Annotated in this window: 22 protein-coding genes; 7 read left to right on the top strand and 15 right to left on the bottom strand. The window is 57.1% G+C overall.

Translation table 11 applies throughout. The features are described from left to right. Positions 1–9: 9 nt before the first annotated feature. The 5 genes from AC1VYI_RS24170 to AC1VYI_RS24150 all read right to left on the bottom strand — a co-directional run bounded on the left by AC1VYI_RS24170 (position 10) and on the right by AC1VYI_RS24150 (position 4,879). Positions 10–1,389 carry a carbohydrate porin gene (locus AC1VYI_RS24170; RefSeq protein WP_033144328.1) on the bottom strand — a complete coding sequence of 460 codons (1,380 nt, stop codon included), beginning with the start codon at positions 1,387–1,389 and terminating at the stop codon, positions 10–12. 136 nt (positions 1,390–1,525) lie between these two features. Continuing rightward, positions 1,526–1,828 carry a PTS lactose/cellobiose transporter subunit IIA gene (locus AC1VYI_RS24165; RefSeq protein ID WP_029741865.1) on the bottom strand — a complete coding sequence of 101 codons (303 nt, stop codon included), beginning with the start codon at positions 1,826–1,828 and terminating at the stop codon, positions 1,526–1,528. Between the two features lie 5 nt (positions 1,829–1,833). Continuing rightward, on the bottom strand, positions 1,834–3,210 hold the full coding sequence (locus tag AC1VYI_RS24160) for a glycoside hydrolase family 1 protein (RefSeq protein ID WP_045354673.1): 1,377 nt from the start codon (positions 3,208–3,210) through the stop codon (positions 1,834–1,836). A gap of 17 nt (positions 3,211–3,227) precedes the next feature. Then, on the bottom strand, positions 3,228–4,553 hold the full coding sequence (locus AC1VYI_RS24155) for a PTS sugar transporter subunit IIC (protein WP_023309840.1): 1,326 nt from the start codon (positions 4,551–4,553) through the stop codon (positions 3,228–3,230). A gap of 11 nt (positions 4,554–4,564) precedes the next feature. Next, entirely contained in the window at positions 4,565–4,879 is a 315-nt protein-coding gene (locus tag AC1VYI_RS24150; RefSeq protein ID WP_126786519.1) for a PTS sugar transporter subunit IIB, read from the bottom strand. 293 nt (positions 4,880–5,172) lie between these two features. Here AC1VYI_RS24150 and AC1VYI_RS24145 point away from each other — a divergent pair, with 293 nt between their 5' ends. After that, positions 5,173–6,123 carry a LacI family DNA-binding transcriptional regulator gene (locus AC1VYI_RS24145; protein WP_134866973.1) on the top strand — a complete coding sequence of 317 codons (951 nt, stop codon included), beginning with the start codon at positions 5,173–5,175 and terminating at the stop codon, positions 6,121–6,123. 26 nt (positions 6,124–6,149) lie between these two features. On the opposite strand, the gene AC1VYI_RS24140 is transcribed toward AC1VYI_RS24145, so the two are convergent. From AC1VYI_RS24140 to AC1VYI_RS24120, 5 genes are all read right to left on the bottom strand, one after another. Continuing rightward, a complete protein-coding gene (locus AC1VYI_RS24140; RefSeq protein WP_023309843.1) occupies positions 6,150–6,446 on the bottom strand; it encodes a YicS family protein in 297 nt (98 codons plus the stop codon). Positions 6,447–6,568: 122 nt separating this feature from the next. Beyond that, positions 6,569–7,933 (bottom strand): efflux transporter outer membrane subunit, encoded by a 1,365-nt coding sequence (locus AC1VYI_RS24135; protein ID WP_045354679.1) that lies wholly within the window; start codon positions 7,931–7,933, stop codon positions 6,569–6,571. Beyond that, positions 7,933–11,043, bottom strand: coding sequence for an efflux RND transporter permease subunit (locus AC1VYI_RS24130; RefSeq protein ID WP_226483383.1), 3,111 nt, complete (start codon positions 11,041–11,043; stop codon positions 7,933–7,935). Before AC1VYI_RS24130 ends, AC1VYI_RS24135 begins: the two co-directional genes overlap by 1 nt. After that, positions 11,043–12,164 (bottom strand): efflux RND transporter periplasmic adaptor subunit, encoded by a 1,122-nt coding sequence (locus AC1VYI_RS24125; protein ID WP_134866972.1) that lies wholly within the window; start codon positions 12,162–12,164, stop codon positions 11,043–11,045. The genes AC1VYI_RS24130 and AC1VYI_RS24125 overlap by 1 nt, the downstream gene beginning before the upstream one ends. Positions 12,165–12,312: 148 nt before the next feature. Next, entirely contained in the window at positions 12,313–12,882 is a 570-nt protein-coding gene (locus AC1VYI_RS24120) for a TetR/AcrR family transcriptional regulator (RefSeq protein WP_134866971.1), read from the bottom strand. A gap of 186 nt (positions 12,883–13,068) precedes the next feature. Here AC1VYI_RS24120 and AC1VYI_RS24115 point away from each other — a divergent pair, with 186 nt between their 5' ends. The 5 genes from AC1VYI_RS24115 to AC1VYI_RS24095 all read left to right on the top strand — a co-directional run bounded on the left by AC1VYI_RS24115 (position 13,069) and on the right by AC1VYI_RS24095 (position 16,896). Further along, a complete protein-coding gene (locus tag AC1VYI_RS24115; protein WP_134866970.1) occupies positions 13,069–13,488 on the top strand; it encodes a GNAT family N-acetyltransferase in 420 nt (139 codons plus the stop codon). Between the two features lie 147 nt (positions 13,489–13,635). Continuing rightward, entirely contained in the window at positions 13,636–14,436 is an 801-nt protein-coding gene (gene nlpA / locus AC1VYI_RS24110) for a lipoprotein NlpA (protein WP_023309849.1), read from the top strand. A gap of 122 nt (positions 14,437–14,558) precedes the next feature. Next, positions 14,559–15,338 (top strand): MBL fold metallo-hydrolase, encoded by a 780-nt coding sequence (locus tag AC1VYI_RS24105; RefSeq protein WP_047743238.1) that lies wholly within the window; start codon positions 14,559–14,561, stop codon positions 15,336–15,338. Between the two features lie 26 nt (positions 15,339–15,364). Then, on the top strand, positions 15,365–16,351 hold the full coding sequence (locus tag AC1VYI_RS24100; protein ID WP_045354685.1) for a GlxA family transcriptional regulator: 987 nt from the start codon (positions 15,365–15,367) through the stop codon (positions 16,349–16,351). A gap of 215 nt (positions 16,352–16,566) precedes the next feature. Then, the gene (locus tag AC1VYI_RS24095) at positions 16,567–16,896 is read left to right on the top strand and encodes a hypothetical protein (protein ID WP_023309852.1); all 330 of its coding nucleotides are present in this window, start codon (positions 16,567–16,569) and stop codon (positions 16,894–16,896) included. On the opposite strand, the gene AC1VYI_RS24090 is transcribed toward AC1VYI_RS24095, so the two are convergent. From AC1VYI_RS24090 to AC1VYI_RS24070, 5 genes are all read right to left on the bottom strand, one after another. Beyond that, complete coding sequence (locus tag AC1VYI_RS24090; RefSeq protein ID WP_023309853.1) at positions 16,874–17,677, bottom strand: DUF4225 domain-containing protein; 804 nt, start codon at positions 17,675–17,677, stop codon at positions 16,874–16,876. The two genes, AC1VYI_RS24095 and AC1VYI_RS24090, sit on opposite strands and share 23 nt — an antisense overlap. Positions 17,678–17,863: 186 nt before the next feature. Next, on the bottom strand, positions 17,864–18,952 hold the full coding sequence (locus AC1VYI_RS24085; RefSeq protein ID WP_134866969.1) for an AAA family ATPase: 1,089 nt from the start codon (positions 18,950–18,952) through the stop codon (positions 17,864–17,866). Positions 18,953–19,097: 145 nt separating this feature from the next. Beyond that, positions 19,098–20,057 (bottom strand): YbgA family protein, encoded by a 960-nt coding sequence (locus AC1VYI_RS24080; protein WP_023309855.1) that lies wholly within the window; start codon positions 20,055–20,057, stop codon positions 19,098–19,100. 102 nt (positions 20,058–20,159) lie between these two features. Next, positions 20,160–20,570 (bottom strand): hydroxyisourate hydrolase, encoded by a 411-nt coding sequence (gene uraH / locus AC1VYI_RS24075; protein WP_023309856.1) that lies wholly within the window; start codon positions 20,568–20,570, stop codon positions 20,160–20,162. 99 nt (positions 20,571–20,669) lie between these two features. Beyond that, positions 20,670–21,395 carry a MerR family transcriptional regulator gene (locus AC1VYI_RS24070; protein WP_029740778.1) on the bottom strand — a complete coding sequence of 242 codons (726 nt, stop codon included), beginning with the start codon at positions 21,393–21,395 and terminating at the stop codon, positions 20,670–20,672. A gap of 117 nt (positions 21,396–21,512) precedes the next feature. On the opposite strand from AC1VYI_RS24070, the gene AC1VYI_RS24065 reads away from it, so the two are divergent. Beyond that, on the top strand, positions 21,513–22,037 hold the full coding sequence (locus AC1VYI_RS24065; protein ID WP_134866968.1) for a lipocalin family protein: 525 nt from the start codon (positions 21,513–21,515) through the stop codon (positions 22,035–22,037). Positions 22,038–22,040: the final 3 nt, after the last annotated feature.

Genomic DNA, 22,040 nt, shown 5'->3' with positions numbered 1-22,040 from the left:
CTACCTTGCTTAGAACCACGCCTCCCACATCGCGCCGACGTTGAAGTCGTCGAGCGTTTCGTCTTTGGTGTTGTTCACGCGCGCGGTGCGTTCGTTATCCACTTTGCCGCCGGTCACGTAGAAGCGCAGCATCGGGCGGAACTCCGGCCCCATGGCGATAGACATATTCTGCGACAGGGTCAGCTTCCAGCCCTTGTTGTCGCCGCCGTTGTCGTAGTCAACGTGCTGCCAGCCTGCTTCCAGCCAGGTGGAGTGAACGTCGTTCCACCAGTGCATCGGACGCACGATGGCGTTGTAGTTCTTGCGGTTGTCGGTCTTATCGCGGCTGTTGTCGTAGTCGTGGAAGGCGAGGATGTACTCCACCTGCGTGGCCTGGGTGAATTTGTACAGCCCTTCGAAGCTGGCGTAGACCGTGGTCAGATCCTCGGTTTTGTTGAACACGCTGTTGTCCGCGTTATCGGAGTAGCGGGCGATCACCTTATTCACGCCGCTGTCGTTGGTGTGGCTAAGCACCACGCCGCCCTGCCACGCGTTCAGACGCTCGTCGCTCTCCACCGCTTTGGAGTCAAAGCCGTAGTTAGCGTACAGCTCCATGTCGATCGGGCCGAGCTTCATGCCGTGGATTTTTGAGGTCGCGGCGTAGTTGCCTTTGTCGCCCGTGCCGGAACCGCCGGTACAGGTGATGCGCGACGGGTTGGCTTCATCTTCCATCACTTCCGGGCTACAGGATTCCACCGCCGCGACGGCGGCCACGTCGAACTGCACGCCGCCGATGTCGAAGTTCTTCACCCCGGCGCCCTGGCCGTCGTGGTTCATCCAGAAGTAATCGTTGATGCCCTGCTGTGGACGCTGGTGGAAGTCACGACCGGCCCAGAAATAGGCGTTCGGGTTGGAGGCCATAATGTTGGTCACCCCCGCGTAGGCTTTTTTCAGGTTAACTTCGTCGCCCCAGTGGTCGATCATCACGTTAACGTCCCAGATGGCGCCGTTTTCACCCTTAAAGGCCTTGGAGAGCTGGAATTCCCCGCCGTTGCCTTCGTTGCCCAGACGACCAATGGCGGACGCGCCGTTGTACGAGCCGTCCACCGCCACGTATTTTTGATCGGCGGCCTGGAAGTGCGCCCCGTAGCGGGCGTAGCCGGTAAATTTAATCCCGAACGGGATCGCCATATCCGGAGATTGCGCCGCGCTTTGCGGCTCGGTCACCACGTCCGCTTTTTTCGCGACCGCCGCATCCATTTTAGCCTGACGTTCGGCGAGGGCTTTATCCACCGCTTTTGCCACAATGGCGTCGATTTGCTCCTGGGTGAATTCCTGCGCGAGCACGGAAATTGGGCAAAGCGCGGCGATAACCGCCATGGTTAATGGAAGTTTTTTAATCGTATTCATGGTTATCTCAATATAGTTTAATTTTATTCAGACAATAACCATCCCGCTCCGATCTGACAGAGTATGTCGCTATCATCAGAACAAGTGGATCTCTATTTAGGGTACAGAGGTATTACAGTAATTATTTCGCCATAGACTATCTCTGATATAAATGAATAATTTCTTCGGATAATTCACGCGCTAATAAGGAATTCATTAAATGATCCTGCGCGTGCACCATAATTAACGTCATCGGCTGGCGGCCTTCGCCCGCATCCTGCTCGATCAGTTTGGTCTGCATCTTGTGCGCCTGGCGCGCGTAGCCGTCGGCTTCGCGCAGCAGGCTTTTGGCCTCGTCAATGTTGCCCTGGCGCGCCGCGTGCAGTGCTTCAAAGCACAGGCTGCGGGACTGTCCGGCATTGACGATAATTTCCATTACGGCTTCTTCTAATGCGATCATCATCATTACTCTTTATCAAAACTATTATTTAACGCGGTGGCGGCAAACCACTCTCCGCTTTTCTTAATGGTGCGTTTCTGCGTCTCTAAATCGAGCTGGATAAATCCGTAGCGATTTTTATACGCGTTGCACCACGACCAGTTATCAATAAACGTCCACATATGATAGCCAAGACAATTGCACCCTTCGCTAATACCCTTATGCAGCCAGGCTAAATGTTCGGAAATAAACTCGATGCGGTATTGATCGTTAATCTGGCCGTTTTCAATAAAGCGCTGCTCGTTTTCGACGCCCATGCCGTTTTCAGAAATAAAGCAGCGAGGGTTGCCGTAATTGTCGCGCAGGTTGACCAGAATATCGTAAATACCCGGCTCGTAGATTTCCCAGCCGCGGTACGGGTTCATCTTGCGGCCCGGCATCTCGTAGCTATCAAAGAACCACTCCGGCATAAACGGCGCCTGCGGGTTCACCGCGGTGTCGCGACACTTCACGCGACGCGGCTGATAGTAGTTCACGCCGAGCAGGTCGATTTTCCCTTCCGCAATCAGGAAACCGTCTTCCGGTTTACAGGCGGGTAATTGATCGCAGGATTTCAGCAGCGCCACCAGGTCCGCCGGGTATTCGCCGCGCAGGACCGGGTCGAGGAAGCTGCGGTTAAACATCAGGTCCGCGATGTGCGCCGCCTTCACGTCCGCCGGGTTCTGCGAGCGCGGGTACGACGGCGTCAGGTTCAGCACGATGCCAATCTCCCCCGCGTAATGCCCGGCGCGGTAGGCCTGCACCGCTTTCGCATGGGCCAGCACGGTGTGATACGCCACGGTGGCCGCCCGACGAAAATCCACCACGTTGGGGTAGTGGAAGTCGTACAGATAACCGCCTTCCACCGGCACGATCGGCTCGTTGAAGGTAAACCAGTGCAGCACGCGATCGCCGAACAGCTCAAAGCAAATCTGCGCATAGCGGGCGTAGGCGTCCACCACGTCGCGGTTTTCCCAGCCGCCGATCTCCTGCATCGCCATCGGCATGTCGAAATGGAACAGGGTCATAAACGGCGTGATGCCCTGTTCATTCAGCTCATCAATGACCTGATTGTAAAAATCGACCGCTTCCGGGTTCACTTCACCGATACCGTCGGGGATCAGGCGCGCCCAGCTAATCGAGGTGCGAAAGCTGTTGTGGTTCAGCTGCTTTAACAGCTGAATGTCCGTTTTCCAGTGCTGATAGAACGTGGAGGTCTGCTGCGGCCCCACGCCGTTGTGAAAACGGTTCGGCTCGCGGGCAAACCAGTAATCCCATGTGGTTTCGCCCTCTCTTGCCCCTTCGGTCTGGAGAGCGGAGCTTGCGCTGCCCCACCAGAAGTTATCGGGAAATGCGTATTTCATGACTCTTCCTCTTTGACTTAATTGCTGGCGGTCTCGGCGGCGCCGACGGTTGCCTGGGCCTTCTGCTCTTCGTTTTTGATGAGCGTACGCTCATAGGCGCGCAGGAACGGCAGGTACATCAGCGCGGACATCACCATACAGACCAGGCACATCACCACCGGGCTCAGCGCCCAGTTTGCTGCCCACGAAGCGCCAATCGGTGCAGGGGTGGTCCACGGGGTTAACGACACAACCTGCGCCAGCCAGCCGAGTTTGGTTGCCGCGTACGCCAGGCAGGCGTTAACCAGCGGAACGAACACGAACGGGATAAACAGCATCGGGTTCATGATGATCGGCGCGCCGAACAGGATCGGTTCGTTGATGTTAAAGAAGCTCGGCACCACGCCCATTTTGCCGATGGTACGCAGGTGGGTAACGCGGCTGCGCAGCAGCAGGAACGCCAGCGGCAGGGTGGAGCCTACGCCGCCAATCAGCAGGTAGTGATCCCAGAAGCCCTGAAGATAAACGTGCGGCAGCGCCGCGCCGGCCGCCAGCGCCGCCTGGTTTGCGGAGAGGTTCGCCATCCAGAACGGGTTCATGATGCCGGTGACAATCAGCGAGCCGTGAATACCGGCGAACCAGAAGATCTGGCACAGCAGTACGGAGAGCAGAATCGCGGGCAGGGAGTCAGACGCGGACACCAGCGGCTCCAGCAGATGCATGATCGCCTGCGGGATGATCATTCCGGTCTGCGCTTCAATGAACAGGTTCAGCGGATGCAGCGTGCCGATCACCACCATCACCGGGATCAGAATCTCAAACGAACGCGCCACGCCGGTCGGGACTTCCTTCGGCAGGCGAATGGTGACGTTGTTCTGCTTCAACCACGCGTAGACGCGGGTGGCGTAAATGGCGGTGATCAGCGCGGTGAAGATGCCCTGGCCGGAGAGATACTGGGTCGAGATCTTGCCGTCGGCATACGGCGCGGCGACCAGCAGGAAGGCCATAAAGGCCAGCAGGCCGGACATCACCGGGTCGAGGTTGAACTGACGCCCCAGGCTTGCCCCAATCCCCACCGAAATGAAGAAGGTCATCACGCCCATGCTGAGGTTAAACGGCAGCATCAGCTGCTCGCGATAGGTCTGGGAGAAATCCAGCCAGCCGCGGGCAAAGCTGTTGGTGGTATCCGCCGAGAACGGCGGGAAGATGAACACCAGCATAAACGAGCCGATGATCATAAACGGCAGCGCGGCGGTAAAGCCGTCGCGGATGGCAATCACATACTTTTGCTGACCCAGCTTCGCGGCCAGCGGGGTAATTGACTGCTCAATCACCGCGACCATGGATTGATATAACGAACTCATGTGAACACCTTTTAGTGTGCCGCTTCGATGAGCGACAGAGCATAGTCCAGTACTTTATCGCCACGCTGCATGCCGTAGTCCATCATATCGATGGGCTGCACCGGAATGCCTTTCGTAGCCGCCTTGTCTGAGAGTGTCTGTAACATGTATTTCACTTGCGGTCCGAGAAGGACAACCTGGTATTGCGGAAACTGCGTATCAAATTCGGAAACACCGTACGCATCAATCTTCACCGGCAAACCACGTTCTTTCGCGACATCGATCATTTTGCTGACCAGCAGGCTGGTGGACATCCCGGCAGAGCAGCACAGCATAATTCTGAACATCGACAACCATCCTCTAAATGTAAAAAGTTATTGCGAGGATGATTGGACATGATACGGAAACCGGTTTCCATTCATAAAAGACAGAAGTGTGATAACCATCAAGATCCCTTACTTATGAGGCTAATTAACCGGATGTGCATCACATAATTTGGCTGTTTTGACATCATTTTGAGTGGAAACGGAAAATCGGTTTCCATGGAAAACGGAAACGGATATACTCCGTTCTGGCTATAATGTGAGCCGAAGCGGTCATGGAATTTGCAGGCGCGAGGTAAGCCTGCCAGGGGAAAGAGATGTCGACAATCAATGATGTATCACGTCTTGCCGGGGTGTCTAAAGCCACGGTATCGCGAGTGTTGAGCGGGTCGCGTGGCGTTAAGGAAGCCAGCCGTCAGGCCGTATTAAAAGCGGTGGATGAGCTGAATTACCGGCCTAACGTGATTGCCCAGTCGCTGCTGAGCCAGTCGACGGGCTGTATCGGGGTGATTTGCGCGCAGGAAAACATTAACCAGACCACCGGTTATCTCTACGCGCTGGAAAAACAGCTCAGCCAGCATCAAAAACATCTCCTGCTGCGCTTCGCGCACAGCAAAGCGGAAGTGATGCACGCCCTTGAAGAACTCTCCTGCGGGCTGTGCGATGACATCCTGGTGATTGGCGCCCGTTTCCCGCTGGACGTGGATATGGACAACGTCATTCTGGTGGACTGCATGGAGACTGATAATTCCAACAGCATCCAGTTCGATCACGCCTTTGCCGCCGAGACCGCCTGTAACTACCTCACCAGCAAGGGGCGTCGCCAGATTGCGCTGATCCACCCCCACGGCAGCGGTTTTGCCGACCAGGTGCTGCTCGGCTACAAGCACGCGCTGGAGAAAAATTTCCTGCCCTTTAATCGCAGCCTGGTCTTTATGGACGCGACCTCCTCGTCCGTTGCGCTACAGGAGCTGCTTAACAACGCCAGCACGCTGAACTTCAACGCGCTGCTGGTGGCGGACGAGCAGGAAGCCCAGCGGGTGATCCCGCAGCTGCAGGCGTTTAATAAATCGGTGCCGGACGACATCATGGTCTTTAGCCTGGCCGGATCGCTGCACCTGCCGGGTATTCCGGTGATCCCGGCGATTGAATATTCCATGGACGCGATGGCGGCGCGGATTGTGAGCTGGCTGACGGAGAAAACGCAGATGCTCGGGTCCTATGTTCTGCGCGGGGATTTGATTATTCCGGACATGCGGAAGCGCTGAAAAAAGCGTGAAGCTCGGCTTCACGCTTAATAATCCTCCATACAATCCACTTGACCAATCGCCCCCCAGTAGGCATCCAGGTTGTCGCGCTTAACGGCGGTGATGGCATTTTTGATCAGCAGCTGATTGGCCTCGGACGACAAAATCATCTCCTGCCAGGCTTTATCGCTCTGTTTTTTCTGTGGCGTACAGGTTTTCTTAATATCTTTAAGGACCTGCTGCTTTATTTGCGCCTCTTTCGCGGGGTCATCCTTTTCCTGAGCATGGACAAACGCGGCGAAGAGCAAACAAACCAGCAGGCAGACCAGGTGCGCAGCTTTCATCAACAACCCCCTTTTAAAAGTCACATGCTTCCCATGAAATATATCGTTACATTCAGTGTAGCGACGCCAGCCGAAAGTATGAATTTTCTCTTCACCGCCTGTCATGAACTTCCCGGCAAGCGCTACTGAATACCGCCCCCCAGCGACTGCCACAGCGTGATGCGGTTTTCCAGGTCGGTTTGCTGCAGCGCAATCAGCGATTCCTGCGCCGACCACAGCGACCGCTGCGCGGTCAGAACCGTCAGATAATCCCCCGCGCCCGCCCTGTAGCTGCGCGTCGCCACGTCCAGCGTTTTTTGCTCCGCCGCCACGTATTCGCGCTGGGCGTCGAGCTGCTCGCCCAGCGTTTCACGTCGCGCCAGCGCGTCGGCCACGTCCTTAAACGCGCTCTGGATGGCTTTCTCATAGGTGGCGATCAGCCCCTTCTTCTCCGCTTCCGCGTAGCGCAGCTGCGCCAGATTGTTTCCGCCGCTGAACAGCGGCAGGGTGATGGACGGCGCAAACGACCAGACCTTCATCCCGTGGCTGAACAGGGAGGAGAGCGAATCGCTGCCGACGCCCGCGCTGGCGGTGAGTGAAATGGTCGGAAAGAAGTTGGCGCGCGCCGCACCGATATTGGCGTTGGCGCTCAGCAGGTTATGCTCGGCCTCCTGAATGTCCGGACGACGCAGCAGCGCGCTGGAGCTGACGCCCGCCGGGATCAGCGTGATGGCGTTATCGCTCAGGCTCTCCAGCGTGCCGGGCAGCAGGTTGTCCGGCACCGTATCGCCCGCCAGCAGATTAAGGGCATTTTTGTCCTGCATCACCTGCGTCCGGTAGCTCGCCACGCTGGCGCGCGCCTGCTGATACACCGCCATCGCTTCGCTGACGTCCGTGGCGGCCGCCACGCCAACGTCCTGCTGGCGCTTCACAATCTTCAGCGAGTTTGCCGCGCTCTCCATCGTGGATTTCGCCAGCGCCAGGTTGCTGTTATCCGCCGCCAGCGTCACCCAGGCCGTGGTCAGCTCGCTGACCATCGTCAGGCGCGTGTTCTGCGCGGTGAACTCGCTGGCAAGCCAGGTTTCACGCGCGGCGCGGGAAAGGCTCTGGTTGCGGCCAAACAGATCCAGCTCGAAGCTGGAGACCGCGCCGTTGGCTTCGTCGCTTGTCGCGACGCCGCTTGCCAGCGTGCGGCTGCGGGTGTGGCTCAGCTCGGCGTCCACCGTCGGGAACAGGGACGAGCGCGTTTCACCGTACTGGGCGCGGGCGGCGTCGATATCCGCAATCGCTTTTTGCACGTCGCGGTTGCCGTTAAGCGCCATCGTCACCACGCTTTTCAGCCGCGCGTCGTTCATTACCTGCTGCCACTGGCTCACCACGGCGGTGGCTTCGCCGTGCGCGCCGGGCAAGGTTGCCGGGATGGGGGCGTCCGGGCGTTGATACGTTGGGTCTAACGACACACAGCCTGCGCTCAGCAGGGCTAACGCTAAAACAGATACACGAAACATTATGACCTCCGGTTCGCGTGTTTACCGGAGAACAGACGTTTCACCAGTACAAAGAATAAGGGAACGAAGAAGATCGCCAGCAGCGTCGCGGCCAGCGTCCCGCCGATAATGCCGGTACCGATCGCCACGCGGCTGTTGGCCCCTGCGCCGGTTGCCACGGCCAGCGGCGTAACCCCTGCGATAAACGCCAGCGAGGTCATGATGATCGGACGCAGGCGCGTCTGGGCGGCACGCAGTGCGGCGCGCGTCAGAGAGTACCCTTCAGCGACTTTGGCTTCGGCGAATTCCACAATCAGAATGGCGTTCTTCGACGACAGGCCGATAGTGGTGAGCAGCGCCACCTGGAAATAGACGTCGTTGTTCAGGCCGCGCAGGGAGGCGGCGACGGCCGCGCCCAGCACGCCAAGCGGGATCACCAGGATGACCGAAATCGGCACCGACCAGCTCTCATACAGCGCCGCCAGGCACAGGAACACGACCAGGATCGAGAGGGCATAGAGGCTCATCGCCTGACCGCTCGCCAGTTTTTCCTGCAACGACAAACCGCTCCACGCCCAGGTGCTGCCGGACGGCAGGCTGTTTGCCAGCTGCTCCATTTTGCTCATCGCCGTGCCGGAGCTCGCGCCGCTGGCGTTTTCACCCTGTATTTCATACGCCGCCGAGCCGTTGTAGCGCACCAGGCTTTCCGGGCCATACTCCCAGCGGGTGGTGGCGAAGGCGGAGAACGGCGTCATGTTGCTGTCGCTGCCGCGCACAAACCATTTGTTGAGATCCGACGGTACGGCGCGGGTGTCGCTGTCGCCCTGGATGTAGACCTTTTTCACGCGGCCGCGGTCGATAAAATCGTTCACGTAGGTCCCGCCCCAGGCGCTGGAGAGGGTGTTGGTAACGTCGCTCAGGGACAGCCCCAGCGAAACGGCCTTGTTGTTGTCGATATCGACCTGAAGCTGCGGCATCTGCGGCAGATCGTTGGCGCGCACGGCGTGCAGCGAGCTGTCCTGGTTGGCTTCACCAATCAGCTGGTTACGCAGCTTCAGCAGCGCGTCGCGGTCGGTGCCGCCGCTGGCCATCAGCTCAAAGGTAAAGCCGTTGCTCTGGCCCAGGCCGTCCACCGCGGGCGGCGTCATGGCAAAGATGGTCGCATCGCGGATGGTGCTCAGCTCCTGCGTGGCGCGCAGGGCGATGGCCTGCGCGGTGTTTGCATCACCTTTACGTTCGGACCAGTTTTTCAGGGAGACAAACGCCATCCCGGCGTTCTGGCCGCTGCCGCTGAAGCTGAAGCCTTCAATGGTGAAGATCACGTTGGTATTGGCTTTTTCTTTCGTGAGGAACCACTCGCGCACCTGGCGGCTGACTTCGGCGGTACGTACCGTCGTCGCGCCGGCGGGCAGGGTGTACTGCACCATGATTTCGCCCTGATCTTCCGTGGGCAAGAAGCTGCCCGGCAGCTTAAGCATGGCGAAGCCCATCGCGCCGCAGAGCAGGGCATAGATAACCAGCATGCCGCCGGAGCGGCGCAGGGCGCGCAGGACCTTGTTCTGATAGCCGCGCTCGGTCCTGCTGTAGAAGCGGTTAAACGCACCGAAGAAGCCCTTTTTGTGCGGCGCCGTGTGGCTCAGAATCGAGCCGCAGAGCGCGGGCGTCAGGGTCAACGCCACCACCACGGAGAGGAACATCGCTGAAATGATGGTGACCGAGAACTGACGGTAAATCACCCCGGTGGAGCCGCCGAAGAAGGCCATCGGCAGGAATACCGCAGAGAGCACCAGCGCAATGGCGACCAGCGCGCCGGAGATTTCGCCCATCGATTTCTCCGTAGCTTCCCGGGCGGGCAGGCCTTCGTCACGCATAATACGCTCGACGTTTTCCACCACCACGATCGCGTCATCCACCAAAAGCCCTATCGCCAGCACCATCGCAAACAGCGTCAGAGTGTTGATGGAGTAGCCGAACAGCGCCAGCACGCCGAAGGTGCCCAGCAGAACGACAGGCACCGCCAGCGCCGGGATCAGCGTCGCGCGGATGTTTTGCAGGAACAGGTACATCACCACCACCACGAGGATAATGGCTTCGAACAGGGTCTGAATCACGTCCTCAACGGAGATCTTGATGAACTCGGTGCTGTCTTTCGGGTAGGCCACGTCGTAGCCTTCCGGCATCGACTTTTTGAACTCGGCGATCTTGTCTTTTACCGCCGTCGCAGTGTTGAGCGCGTTCGCACCCGGTGAGAGCATGACCGCCATACCCGCCGCCGGGTGGCCGTTGAGCTTCGCGGTGGCGGTATAATCTTCGCTGCCCATCTCCACGCGGGCGACGTCGCTGATGCGCACCACCGCGCCGCTGGACTGGCTCTTCACGATGATGTTTTTAAACTGATCGACCGTTTGCAGACGCGACTGGGCGCGGACGGTGGCGGTCAGCTGCTGGGCGTTCGATGAGGGCAGCGCGCCGATTTTACCGGCGGAGACCTGCACGTTCTGGGCTTCAATCGCGCTCTGCACGTCGGACGGCATCAGCGAGTAGGACGCCAGCTTCGCCGGGTCGAGCCAGATGCGCATGGCGTATTCCGCCCCGAACACCTGCAGACTGCCGACGCCCTCCACGCGCGCCAGCGGGTCCTGCATATTGCTCACCAGCCAGTCGGCGATATCCGAGCTGCTGGCGGCGTCGGTTTTGTCGTACACGCCCATGATCAGCAGGAAGTTGCTCTGCGATTTCTCGACGGTAATACCGGACTGCTGCACCTCGGTCGGCAGGCGCGATTCCGCCTGCTGAACCTTGTTCTGCACCTGTACCTGCGCGGTGTCCGGGTCGGTTCCCTGCTCGAAGGTGACGGTAATGCTTACCGACCCGTCCGAGCTGCTGGTGGAGGTGAAGTAGAGCAGGTTATCCAGCCCGGTGAGCTGCTGCTCGATCACCTGCGTCACGCTGTTTTCCAGCGTCTGCGCGGAGGCGCCGGTGTAGGTGGCCGAGATTTTGATCGACGGCGGAGCAACGTCCGGATATTGCGCGACCGGCAGCGTGCGGATCGCCAGCATCCCGGCGAGCATGATGAGAATGGCGATAACCCAGGCAAAGACCGGGCGACGCACGAAGAAGCGGGAAAACATCAGGCGTTTCCTCCGCTGGCTTTCATCTCTTCCGCTTTCACTTCCTGCCCGGCGGCCACTTTGTCGGTGCCTTCCACAATCAGCTTATCGCCCGCCTTGAGGCCACTCAGCACCAGCCATTTGTCGCCGTAGGTGTCGCCCGTCTCCAGCTGACGCTGCTCAACCTTGTTGCTGGCATTGACCACCAGCGCGGTGGCGGTGCCTTTGGCGTCGCGGGTGATGCCCTGCTGCGGTGCCAGGATCGCGTCGTTCATGATGCCTTCATCCACCCTGGCGCGGACGAACATCCCCGGCAGGAGCTGATGCTGCGGGTTCGGGAAGACGGCGCGCAGCGTGACCGAGCCGGTTGATTCATCCACCGCCACTTCGGTTAACGCCAGACGGCCTTTCTCGCTGTAGGTGCTGCCGTCTTCGAGGATTAAGGACACGCTAAGCGTATCGCTATTGGTGGCGAGGGTTTGCCTGCGTAAACGCAGCAGATCGGCGCTGGAACGCGTGAGATCGACGTACATGCTGTCCAGTCCGCGAACGGTGGCGAGCGCGGTATCCTGCTGGGCGGTCACCAGCGCGCCGGGCGTGACGGAGGAGATGCCGATGCGTCCGGCAATCGGCGCGGTCACGGTGGTCCAGTTAAAGTTAATGCGCGCGCTCTCCTGCGCGGCCTTCTTTGACTCGACGCTGGCCTTGTCCTGCGCGCAGGTGGACTTCGCGTCCTCTGCGTCCTGACGCGACACGCCGTCGTCTTTCACCAGCTGCGCATAGCGCTGGGCCTTCTGGCAGTCGGCTGCTACCAGCGCCTGCGCCTGCTTCAGCGCCGCGGCGGCTTCATCAAACGCCGCGCGGTAGCTGGAAGGGTCAATTTGATACAGCGGCTGCCCGGCCTTGACCGTATCGCCTTCGGTGAACAGGCGCTTCTGGATAATGCCGCCCACCTGCGGGCGCACTTCGGCGCTCATGGCTGCGGCGGTGCGGCCGGTCAGTTCGCTGACGACGGAAACAGGCTGGCTCATGAGAGTGACAATCCCCACTTCCGGAAGAGGACGCTGGGGAGCAGATGTTTGCGCATTATCGCACCCGGTCAGGAGAAATAATGCCGCGATGGAGGTTGTTATGTTTTTCATAATCTTTTTCCAGGGTGAACGACGCCTGCCCCGTTAATGGCTTAACAGGGAGGAGGGCTATTTAAAGGCACAGCGATACCGCATCTCTGGCAGAGCCAGAAATGTAAAAAAGGGGAATTACTTATTCCCGCTAATTATTCATATGCGATTACTTCGTAGAGAAAAGCATATTTAAAATATCCTGATAAAGGGGTTCTAATTGTTCTGACGGGACTTTTAACGGCGTGAGTCGTCGATAAATCGTCCCCTCAATCATCACGGCGGTAATCTCCACGCAGCAGCGAATATGCTCGTCGCTCAGGTGGGGAAACTGCTTTTTCAGGTGCTCGCAGGCGTTGGCGAACATGCGCGATTCGGCTTCGATCAGCATCGTCGCCACCTGCGGATTACGCGTGGCCTCCGCGGACATTTCCAGCATCAGCGCATCGTCATCTTCGTTGAGGGTCTGTCGCCAGGCGAGTGCCTGCGGCATCCCTTCTACCAGGGTTTTACCCTGCATCTCCTCGATGCGCGAGTCGATGATGCGGCGGATCATCTCTTCGATAATCGCGTCTTTGTTGCTGAAATAACGGTAAATTTGCCCGACGCTGAGCTTCGCTTCGCTGGCTATCTGCGACATGCTGGCGGCGTGAAATCCGCTGGCGCGAAAGCAGCGGCGAGCGGCGGTGATGATCTCGTCCTGGCGTTGTTTTTGTCGTTCTTCCAGTTTCGTACTCATCGTCGGCTACCGTGTAAAAGTGAGAATGATCGTTCTCAGTATACGTTTTGGGTGCGTATTGGAAAGGCCTTTTTTATTTAGATATTGAGGGAATGTTTCCGTATTTAAAAAATGGAGGGAATGAGGAGTTTTTGTGGAGGTTAAGCTGTGAGATATTCAGATTGCATAGAAAATAAGGAGAGAAAAATGCACCTGAGCATAACAAATAATGTAACGCCCGCTGAAAAAGAAGAGTTATTTGTGGGGTTAAGAGCCTATAACGGGCAATTTTTGGATATGGCGACCTTTAGCGGCGACATTGGCGTTTACGTACGAGACGATAAAGGCGTCATGCTCGGCGGGCTAATTGGGGTGCGTAAAGGCGACTGGCTGAATATCGACTATCTCTGGGTCAGCGAGACCGTGCGCGGATCCGGCGTTGGCAGCAAGCTCATCAAAACGGCCGAAGAGGAAGCCAGACGCAAAGGCTGCAAGCACGCGCTGGTCGATACCGCCAGCTTCCAGGCGCGTCCGTTCTATGAAAAACAGGGGTACCAGCTGCAGATGTCTTTGCAGGATTATCCGTACCCGGGCATGCAGCGGCATTACCTGGCGAAAGCCCTTTAAGCTCGGAATCTGTCGGCCGGGTAAGCGCTACGCCACCCGGCAATACCCGCATATAACTTATCCTTCTTATTGATTCTTTTTCGGTTTTTATTTCACCGCCTCGTTGTCGATATAGTCACTACAACATTTAGCAAAAGGAACTGTCTTGTGAAACGTCGATTGGGTGCTCTGGTACTTGCTGGCCTGCTGCTGGCAGGGTGCGATCAAAGTGGCAGCGATGCCAAACACATTAAAGTGGGCGTCATCAACGGCGCTGAACAGGACGTAGCGGAAGTTGCCAAAAAGGTGGCAAAAGAGAAATATGGCCTGGACGTGGAGCTGGTGGGCTTCAGCGGCTCGCTGTTGCCTAACGATGCCACCAACCAGGGGGAACTGGATGCTAACGTCTTCCAGCATCGCCCGTTCCTCGCTGAGGATAACAAGGCGCATAACTACAAGCTGGTGGCCGTGGCGAACACCTTTGTTTTTCCGATGGCCGGCTATTCCCGCAAAATCAAATCCGTCTCTGACCTGAAGGACGGGGCGACCATTGCCATTCCAAACGACCCGACCAACCTTGGCCGCGCGCTGTTGCTGCTGCAAAAGGAGAAGCTCATTACCCTGAAGCCGGACACCGGGCTGCTGCCGACGGCGCTGGATATTACCGCCAACCCTAAACAGCTGAAAATTATGGAGCTGGAAGGGGCACAGCTGCCGCGCGTGCTGGACGACCCGAAAGTGGATGTCGCCATCATCAGCACTACCTATATTCAGCAAACAGGGCTGTCGCCGGTGCATGACAGCGTCTTTATTGAGGATAAAAACTCGCCGTACGTGAACATTGTGGTGACGCGCGAAGACAACAAAGACGCGGAGAACGTGAAGGAATTTATCCAGTCGTATCAATCGCCTGAGGTAGCGAAAGCGGCGGAGACGATCTTTAACGGCGGGGCGGTGCCGGGCTGGTAAACGATCTGACGGAAAACGGGTTGCTTAACTTGGCCCGATTCCATCGGTAATCGCCCTTTAACCCACAGTGTCAATTGTGACGGCTGGCTATCCTCCTTATCACACCAACCGGAGGATAGCCCATGAACATTACCCACATTCGCAACGCCACCCAGCTGATTACCTACGCCGGTAAACGTCTTTTAATCGACCCGATGCTGGCCCCGAAGGGGGCTTATCCGGGCTTTCCCGGTACGGCGTATGCCGAACGCCGTAACCCGACTGTCGAACTCCCCGTTGACGTTAACACGCTGCTGGATGCTGACGCGGTGATCGTCACCCATACCCATGACGATCACTGGGATCGCGCCGCGGCGGAGCTGATCGCCAAAGACAAACCGATCTACGTGCAAAACGATCGTGACGCCGCGCTGCTGCGAAGCCAGGGATTCAGCAACCTGACGGTCATGACCGACGCGACCTTCTTCGGCGATATTCAGATTACGAAAACCCACGGCGGGCAGCACGGCACCGATCGCGCTTACGCCGTGCCGGAGCTGGCGGAGCGGCTGGGCGAGGCCTGCGGCGTGGTGCTGCGTCATCCCGATGAGAAGACGCTTTATCTTGCCGGGGATACCATCTGGCGTGACGAAGTGGCGGCCGACCTGCAAAAGCACCAGCCGGACGTGGTGGTGCTGAACGCGGGCTATGCCCACGTCATTGGTTTTGGGCCCATTATTATGGGGCAGGAGGATGTGCTCAACGTTCATTTCCTGCTGCCGCAGGCAAACATTGTGGCGATCCATATGGAGGCGATTAACCACTGCCTGTTGACCCGCAGCGCGCTGCGTGAGTACGTTGAAGCCAATCAGGTGAGTGACGCGGTGAGCATTCCCCAGGATGGCGAAACCGTTATATTCTGAGTGCGTTAAAGGGAAAGGAGAGACAGATGTCGCTAATCAACGTCGCGATTGTCGCGGTAGACGGGTTCAGCCCGTTCCACTACTCCGTTCCCTGCATTCTGTTTGGCGATTCGGTCTCCGGCGAAAAGCGCTTTAACGTGACGATCTGCGCCGAAACGCCGGGTTTTCTCACCTCAAAAGACGGATTTGCCCTCAACGCCACGCAGGATTACACCGCCATTGGCCAGGCCGATATTGTTGTCGTTCCCTACTGGCAGCACGTCCTTGAACGACCGCCCCAGACGCTGCTCGACAGCCTGGTGCAGGCGAGAGACAACGGCGCGGAAATCGTCGGGCTGTGTCTGGGGTCGTTTGTGCTGGCCTGGGCGGGGCTCCTCGACGGCAAACGTGCAGCCACCCACTGGGAGTTCGAGCATCAGTTCCAGTCGCTTTTCCCGTACGTTCAGCTGGATATTAATGCCCTTTACGTGGATGACGGCAATATCATCACCTCTGCTGGAACGGCGGCTGCGCTGGACTGCTGCCTGTATATCATTCGCCAGCGCTTTGGCAGCGTGGTTGCCAACCAGATTGCCCGTCGGATGATTGTTCCGCCCTACCGCGAAGGCGGGCAGGCGCAGTTCATCGCCCAGCCGGTACCCAAAGATACCCGCGACGGACGTATTAACTGTCTGATCGATTATCTTCAGCAGCACATCACCGAACCGCATAGCCTGGACTCGCTGGCAGAGGTGGTTTCGATGAGCCGCCGCACCCTGACCCGCCATTTTATTAAAGCCACGGGAATGAGCGTCTCCGACTGGCTGACCGCCGAACGCCTGCGGCGCAGCCAGATCCTGCTTGAAGCCGGAAATATGCCGATTGAGCGCGTGGCCGAGCTGGTAGGGTTTAATTCCGCCGTCACCTGGCGACAGCAGTTTAAGGCGCGTTTTGGGGTCAGTCCGGCGGAGTGGCGAAAGACGTTTCGCATTCAGCCGTCTTCAGAAAATGATAATTCTGTTGCGCTGGAGTGAAAAGCCGTGGGCGGCATCTATTTGTTGAGGTTACGAACGTCCCTGACGAGCGCGTCTTAAATCCCGTAATCTTTTGTTTTTTTACTTTAGCCGCCAGTGTCTTTTTAGCGTGATCCTGATTTTTGCTGTTTAATGCTGATGCATCAGAATGGTTACAAGACGCCTCTCTTCCGGTTAAGATATTCCACGTTACTTTCCAGAGAAAAGGTAGTGGCATGAACAATATTGAAACGCAGTTACTAGAATCAGGTTTCACCGTAAAAGAATTAGCGTATCTGAACCGGAACATTAGCCGTTATGGTTCATCCTTGCTCGAGGTAGTACTTGAGTTAGGTAAGCGATTTATCATGGTTCTGTTTCTTACTGCGGTTGTGGCTTTGATTTTTCTGGCGCTTCTTTTTTTCGCTGAGCATTACAATATTGTTTCCGGGGGCATTTCTCTTTTCATCGTGTTGGTGATTGTCTGGTTTTTTCAACCCCCGGTCATTACCTACAAAGCCTGGCGCTACAGAAAGAAATACATTAGTTCTGGCCAGACGCATTAGAAATTAAATCAAACGAGACTTTTGCAGACACACCCCAGCCGACAATTTTCATAGTGAGCGCTGCGCGATTCATTCCGTCGACCTTGCGGTAGAAATCCAGCGGGAGATAGCGAAACAGACGCCATGATTCGGGTTTTCGGATGGCGCCAAATACCGTATAGACGCTTGCGGCCAGGCTTACGCTGTTAAATACTCCCAGTGCTGATTCACGTTTAAATCCCATAAACTGAGCGATATCCATGACGCCATCTGCCAGCATTCCTTCGGAATTTGGTTGATGTTGAAGCGTTCTGTTAATTTCTTTTGAAATGGCATTTGCACCATCCATAACCAGAATCGCTCCTGCAAGCGCACCCACTGGGTTCATTGTCATCATTGCGCCTACACCTGCAACAATCTGTAATCCTGAAAGCACCACCTTAATCGACGAGATAACATAACCGACGACTTTGTTATTTTCTTTAACTAGTTCAATTTGAGCAAAAAGCTGAGCTGTACGTGAGCGAAGCATTCTGCTTTGATCAAGAAGACTTTCGTTCTCTGTCCGGATGTTTTTCAGGCATTCCATGCACTCCTCATGACTTCTGGCCGCCCGGGTAGCGCTAAATTGTTGCATCACAAACTGCCGAATATCATCCATAAACTTAATCCGTGCGAGTCCGTCGCTGAGATGTTGCCCTCCGACAATATTCGCAGTATTGATAAGCTTCCGGGCTTCAAGATTTATCATTGTTTCAGCCCATGCTCGGGCGTTTTGACCAGGGAAAAGTGCAATATCCATTTAAATTTTCTCATCTGATAACCAATATTTACAGATTATCCTTCCAGCAGAAACTGGCAACAATAAATTGGGGCATGTATCGCGAGCCAGCAAGCGCCAAAGGCATATCCCGGCGAAAATCATTTTCGTCGTTGGTGGCTACCGAAAGAATAGTCATTGAAGGCAGGGAAAGTGAGATATAAAGAACTACCCCAGCCTCTCCACCTTCGTCTCCCCCTCCACCATCGACAGCTGATACAGCGAAAACGATCGCTGCTTCTCAATCAACGTCGCCAGCTCCGGCGAGTGGCTGGTGAGCCAGATCTGCGAGTAGCGGCTGGCCTCGGCGATTAAGCTCGCCAGCGCGGGCAGCATCTGCGGGTGCAGGCTGTTTTCCGGTTCGTTCAACGCGATAAACGCCAGTGGGCGCGGGCTTAACAGCGCTACCGCCAGGCACAGAAAGCGCAGAGTGCCGTCGGAGAACTCCGCCGGTTCCAGCGGCCTGCTCAGCCCCTCGCGCTGCATCATCATGCGAAAACGTCCGCCGGTGTTGTCGCTGTAAAACACGCAGCCGGGAAAGGCCTGGTCAAGAATGCGCATCAGCAGCAGCTCGTCGCCGATCTCGACGATGGTCTGAAACGCGGCCGCCAGGTTGGCGCCGTCGCTGGCCAGCACCGGGGAGCGGAAGCCGACCTGCGGGGCGCGCATCGCCGAGCCAGACGAGACGGAAAACTCATGATAAAAGCGCCAGTTACGCAGGGACTCACGCATCTGCGACACTTCCGGATAAAGATGCGGTTCGCCGAGCTGTCCGAACACCGATTCGTTCTCGTACAGCGTGCCGCTGTGGGTCACTTTCTCGTGATGCACGTTGTTGAGAAACACCGCCTGGTTCTTACGCTTCATCAGCTGTGATGAAGGCCGACGGTGCTGGCCGCTCAGCCAGATGGACTCCTCTTTGATCACCGGATCGAGCTGAAACTGCGAGGGATAGGGCAGCTTCTCCACAAACCCGACCTGCAGCTCGTATTCGTAGGACTCTGTTTCCACGGCCAGATTCATCCGTCGTAGCTGGTCGCTGCGGGTTTTGCCTGCCCAGAACACCTTCAGAATGCCGCCCTCGTTTGCCAGCGCCTGGGAAAACTGCCCCTGGGCGGCGCTGTGCATCAGGTGTATCGCCTTGTAAATATTGGATTTCCCGGTGCCGTTCGGCCCGAAGACGATGTTGAGCTGCTCCAGCTCCAGCGACATCTCGCGGATGGAGCGGTAGTTTTGAATGTGCAGGGTGTTGATCACAGGCAGGCCCCTTTCGCAGAATAAGCCTGTATATAATCACAGTCTTTGAGGTTAAATGCAAAAAAGAGACGACAGTGAGGATGTCGTCTAAACGGGGTACTGCTTTGGGCCTCTACGGGTCAATGGGGCCTTCGCATTTTTATGATCACTTGACTGCCAGACGCAGACCCAAATCATCAGGATAGGGATCAAAGTAGTTTTGCGTCATCAGATACCGGTCGGGGTATTCGGCCAGGTAGTGCTTCAGCAGCGTGATCGGGGCGAGAATAGGCAACTGTCCGTTGCGATAGTGCAGGATCACGTCGCGCAGCTCGCCGCGCTGGCGGGTGTTCAGCTGGTTACGGAAATACCCCTGGATATGCATCAGCACGTTGGTGTGATTCTTCCGCGAGGCGGGTTTTTTCAGGATGGTCATTAGTTTTTCCCGGTACGCCACGAAGAAGGCGTCCAGGTCTTCCCACTCGTGCAGCGAGGCAACGAACGGGCCGATTTCACGGTAGCCCGCCTGATGGTGCGCCAGCAGCTGCAATTTATAGCGGCTGTGGAAATCCAGCAGCCCACGTCGCGTGAGACCTTTATCGCGCAGCGTGTTTAGCTCGTGCAGGGCAAATACCCGCTCGATAAAGTTTTCCCGCAGCACCGGGTCGTGCAGCCGACCGTCTTCCTCGACGGGCAGCCACGGGTAGGTTTCAAGAAGGGCGGCGGTGAACAGCCCGACGCCCTCCTTGCGGCCCCGGTTGCCGTTTTCATCGTACAGCCGCACGCGTTCCAGGCCGCAGCTTGGGGATTTTGCACAGACGATAAATCCCGACAGATCGCCGATTTTTGGCAGATAGTCCGCCGTGAACTCGGCCATTTTCTGCGTGAGGTCATCATGAGGCGGTTTGCTGAAACGGAGCTGCGTTTCGCCGCTGTCCGTCAGCGTCAGGCGTATGGCCGGGCGAGGCGTCGGCAGACCGATAGCCATTTCCGGGCAGACGGGCCTGAAATTCACCCACTGGGCCAGCTCATCCATGACGAAGCCCATACGCTTGTGTCCGCCGTCAAAGCGAACGGCGGATCCGGTCAAACATCCGCTAATACCGAGCACAGGTTTCGTTGTCATGGTGTAGTCCTCCCGTTCATATAATTAAAACTTACACAACATTACTAATTTGTCCAAGTATTAGCGGAACTATTTTTTTTATTCCTTTAAAATCAACGCGTCTTAACTACCCTTGTAGGTCGAGTAACCGTACTGGCTCAGCAGAAGCGGGATGTGCAGCTTCTCGTTGGTGCGGGTCACGGTAAACAGCACCGGGATCTCCGGGAAGAAGGAGTCCAGCTTTTTGCCGTGGAAGTACTCTGCGGTTTTGAAGGTCACTTTATACACGCCAGGCTGCATGTCCTGATCCTGCGGATAGAGCGATTTGATGCGGCCGTCGTGGTCGGTTTTGCCGTTGGCAATCGGGGTCCATTTGTCCTGCTGCTGTTTCTCCAGCGTAACGGTCACGTCCGATGGCGGCATCCCGGTTTGCTGGTCGAGAATGTGGACGCTCAGCGTGCCGGCAGGGGCGCTAAAGGCAGCAGGGGCAAAGGCCATCGAGGCCAGGATCAGCAGAGGGGCAGTTTTTTTCATGGTGTTTTCCTGTGGAGTTATTCGTTACAGGAAAACGTTAGCATCTGCGGCGAGGGAAAATATTCAACTTTTCGTGAAGATTCCCGCAGGAGAAAATTATCAGAGGATAATCACTTCAAGCGATACCTGCTGCTGCCACTGCTCCACCTGTTTTTTCCGCCCGGCGGTGAGTTTGCCGCTGGTGACCAGAAGCCATTTGCGCTCCGGGAAAATTTCCGGTGCCAGCGCGTCAGGCGGAACCGGCAGGATGTCGATTCGGTGGCCCTGCCCGGTGCGCGTTAAGGCTTCGAGCCAGATCTCGCACGGGTCGTTCAGGTGCCAGCCGCTGAGCAGAATGTTATCGCCCGGCGCTTTTTTATCGCCTTCGAGGCAAAACGAGGTGTAGGCGATGATGATGCCGTCGAGGATCGCACGCAGGGTCATGGCGGCGGCGACGTTGGCCGAGACCTGGCTGCGCAGCGGGCGTAGCACGTTCGCGACCAGCTCCGGCCTTGGGTATTCGCGTCCGGCGTCGTAAATCATCTGGCGCAGGGACTCGACCTTGCCGTCCTGCAGGCGTTGCAGCATGTTCTGCTGCAGGGTTTGCCAGTTGTTGGTCCGACCCGGCGTCGGGCGTTCCAGCAGAGGTTTGACCTGGCCGATCGGGACGCCTTTTTTGACCCAGTCGAGAATTTTTAGCGCCTGCTGGACGTCCTCGTCGCTGTACTGGCGATGGCCGCCTTCCGTGCGCTGTGGCTTGAGTAAACCATAGCGACGCTGCCACGCCCGCAGGGTGGTGGCGGTGATGCCGCTGAGTCTGGCGAATTCGCCGATGGAGTAAGCCATGTCCGTGTCCAGAGTGGAGGAATACTCTCAATATACTACGAATTTTCCCGAACGGGATGAAGCGCCGAAACGGTGCACTACACTTAACGTCCAACCGTGCAAATGAAAGGAATTCTCATGAAGCTATGGCCTGTTGTGACCGGTGTTGCGATTGCTTTGACGCTGGTCGCCTGTAAATCCCCCACGCCGCCGAAAGGCGTGCAGCCTATTACCAACTTCGAAGCCAGCCGCTATCTCGGCAAATGGTACGAAGTCGCCCGTCTGGAAAACCGCTTCGAACGCGGGCTGGTGCAGGTAACCGCTACCTACGGCAAGCGTAGCGACGGCGGCATCAGCGTGCTCAACCGGGGCTACGATCCGGTGAAGAACAAGTGGAACGAGAGCGAAGGCAAAGCGTACTTTACCGGCGAGCCAACCACCGCCGCGCTTAAGGTGTCCTTCTTCGGCCCGTTCTACGGCGGCTATAACGTGATCAGGCTGGACGATAAGTACCAGTACGCCCTGGTCAGCGGCCCGAACCGCGATTACCTGTGGATCCTGTCGCGCACTCCAACCATTCCGGATGCGGTGAAGCAGGATTACCTGAACACCGCGCGCAGTCTGGGCTTCCGGGTTGACCAGCTGGTGTGGGTGAAGCAGTAGCCC

The sequence above is a fragment of the Enterobacter sp. QK-SA4 genome, assembly GCF_056856775.1.
This window is presented reverse-complemented; position numbering and strand designations above follow the sequence as displayed.

What these genes read in the sequence shown, in the direction of transcription:
- AC1VYI_RS24170 (WP_033144328.1), bottom strand. Translation starts at nt 1,389, where the DNA reads ATGAATACGATTAAAAAACTTCCATTAACCATGGCGGTTATCGCCGCG.
- AC1VYI_RS24165 (WP_029741865.1), bottom strand. Translation starts at nt 1,828, where the DNA reads ATGATCGCATTAGAAGAAGCCGTAATGGAAATTATCGTCAATGCCGGA.
- AC1VYI_RS24160 (WP_045354673.1), bottom strand. Translation starts at nt 3,210, where the DNA reads ATGAAATACGCATTTCCCGATAACTTCTGGTGGGGCAGCGCAAGCTCC.
- AC1VYI_RS24155 (WP_023309840.1), bottom strand. Translation starts at nt 4,553, where the DNA reads ATGAGTTCGTTATATCAATCCATGGTCGCGGTGATTGAGCAGTCAATT.
- AC1VYI_RS24150 (WP_126786519.1), bottom strand. Translation starts at nt 4,879, where the DNA reads ATGTTCAGAATTATGCTGTGCTGCTCTGCCGGGATGTCCACCAGCCTG.
- AC1VYI_RS24145 (WP_134866973.1), top strand. Translation starts at nt 5,173, where the DNA reads ATGTCGACAATCAATGATGTATCACGTCTTGCCGGGGTGTCTAAAGCC.
- AC1VYI_RS24140 (WP_023309843.1), bottom strand. Translation starts at nt 6,446, where the DNA reads ATGAAAGCTGCGCACCTGGTCTGCCTGCTGGTTTGTTTGCTCTTCGCC.
- AC1VYI_RS24135 (WP_045354679.1), bottom strand. Translation starts at nt 7,933, where the DNA reads ATGTTTCGTGTATCTGTTTTAGCGTTAGCCCTGCTGAGCGCAGGCTGT.
- AC1VYI_RS24130 (WP_226483383.1), bottom strand. Translation starts at nt 11,043, where the DNA reads ATGTTTTCCCGCTTCTTCGTGCGTCGCCCGGTCTTTGCCTGGGTTATC.
- AC1VYI_RS24125 (WP_134866972.1), bottom strand. Translation starts at nt 12,164, where the DNA reads ATGAAAAACATAACAACCTCCATCGCGGCATTATTTCTCCTGACCGGG.
- AC1VYI_RS24120 (WP_134866971.1), bottom strand. Translation starts at nt 12,882, where the DNA reads ATGAGTACGAAACTGGAAGAACGACAAAAACAACGCCAGGACGAGATC.
- AC1VYI_RS24115 (WP_134866970.1), top strand. Translation starts at nt 13,069, where the DNA reads ATGCACCTGAGCATAACAAATAATGTAACGCCCGCTGAAAAAGAAGAG.
- AC1VYI_RS24105 (WP_047743238.1), top strand. Translation starts at nt 14,559, where the DNA reads ATGAACATTACCCACATTCGCAACGCCACCCAGCTGATTACCTACGCC.
- AC1VYI_RS24100 (WP_045354685.1), top strand. Translation starts at nt 15,365, where the DNA reads ATGTCGCTAATCAACGTCGCGATTGTCGCGGTAGACGGGTTCAGCCCG.
- AC1VYI_RS24095 (WP_023309852.1), top strand. Translation starts at nt 16,567, where the DNA reads ATGAACAATATTGAAACGCAGTTACTAGAATCAGGTTTCACCGTAAAA.
- AC1VYI_RS24090 (WP_023309853.1), bottom strand. Translation starts at nt 17,677, where the DNA reads ATGGATATTGCACTTTTCCCTGGTCAAAACGCCCGAGCATGGGCTGAA.
- AC1VYI_RS24080 (WP_023309855.1), bottom strand. Translation starts at nt 20,057, where the DNA reads ATGACAACGAAACCTGTGCTCGGTATTAGCGGATGTTTGACCGGATCC.
- uraH (WP_023309856.1), bottom strand. Translation starts at nt 20,570, where the DNA reads ATGAAAAAAACTGCCCCTCTGCTGATCCTGGCCTCGATGGCCTTTGCC.
- AC1VYI_RS24070 (WP_029740778.1), bottom strand. Translation starts at nt 21,395, where the DNA reads ATGGCTTACTCCATCGGCGAATTCGCCAGACTCAGCGGCATCACCGCC.
- AC1VYI_RS24065 (WP_134866968.1), top strand. Translation starts at nt 21,513, where the DNA reads ATGAAGCTATGGCCTGTTGTGACCGGTGTTGCGATTGCTTTGACGCTG.